Genomic DNA, 955 nt, shown 5'->3' on the forward strand with positions numbered 1-955 from the left:
TCGGCGGCCAGGCGCAGGCGGTGGGCACAGGCCGGCCAGTGCTCCGGTGGGTAATCCTGACGCAGCGCCTTGAGCGGGTCTTTGATGGGCTGCGCGTCCAATGCCGCGACAGGTTCGGAAAACAGCTCGGCGGCCTCGACCAGCCGCGCGCGAATGCGCTCTCGCAGCTCCTTGGTGGCGGCCTCGGTGAAGGTCACCACCAGGATCTCCGGTGGGGTCAGTGGGCGCGCGAAGGCCGTCCCGTCCTCGCCAGTGCGGCCATGGCCGAGCACCAGGCGGATGTAGAGCAGCGCTAGCGTGAAGGTCTTGCCGGTGCCGGCACTGGCCTCGATGAGCCGACTGCCCCGGAGTGGGAAATGGAGCGGGTCCAGGTGGGTGACGGCGGTTGGCATGGGCGGGTTCTCGGGCTTCGGATCGGTCTCTCGCTTGCGCATCGCCTCAGCGCCAGGCTTGGACTTGGGCATGGCCTTAGGTTCAGCCTTGGGCTTGCGTGTGCGATCGGATGCTTTGTTGGCGGGCATCATCAAAGCTCCTGGTGCGTGATGGCCTGTTGATAAAGAGGACCGTAGAGCCGTTCGACCCAGTCAGTGAACCCGGCGGCGGCGCTCAGGCTGGCAAAGTCAGGCCAGAAGCGTCGGTAGCCGGCATGCTCATCGCGCTCGCCAGAGAATTGATAGCTGCCCTCATAGTCTTGGTCTGGATTGGCGCCCTTCTCGCCCTGGCTTTGGCGCAGCACCGCGAACGCGGTCTTGCAAGCCAGCGGCAAGGGTTGCATCAGTCCCTCGACATAGCCCGCCATCAGATCCGTCAACAGCGCTGCAGACCCAGTGCTTTCCCCCTCTTCAGCCTCCATCGCCTCCATCGCCTCCCATTCCATCGCCGGCAACCAGACCTCACTGCCAGGGCCGAGCAGGCAGGTGCGAGTTGGCGCCTCGCGCTGGGCGGCCAGATGCCG

Annotated in this window: 1 protein-coding gene and 1 pseudogene; both read right to left on the bottom strand. The window is 66.0% G+C overall.

Going from position 1 to position 955, the window contains the following annotated elements; genetic code table 11:
* On the bottom strand, positions 1-392 hold a 392-nt coding region (locus tag VBE63_RS30270; protein ID WP_323686668.1), incomplete at its 3' end, for a UvrD-helicase domain-containing protein.
* Positions 393-523: 131 nt separating this feature from the next.
* Positions 524-955, bottom strand: a pseudogene (locus VBE63_RS30275) (hypothetical protein); the annotation flags it as partial.

Source organism: Lamprobacter sp. (assembly GCF_034860625.1).
Taxonomy (GTDB): Bacteria; Pseudomonadota; Gammaproteobacteria; order Chromatiales; family Chromatiaceae; genus Lamprobacter.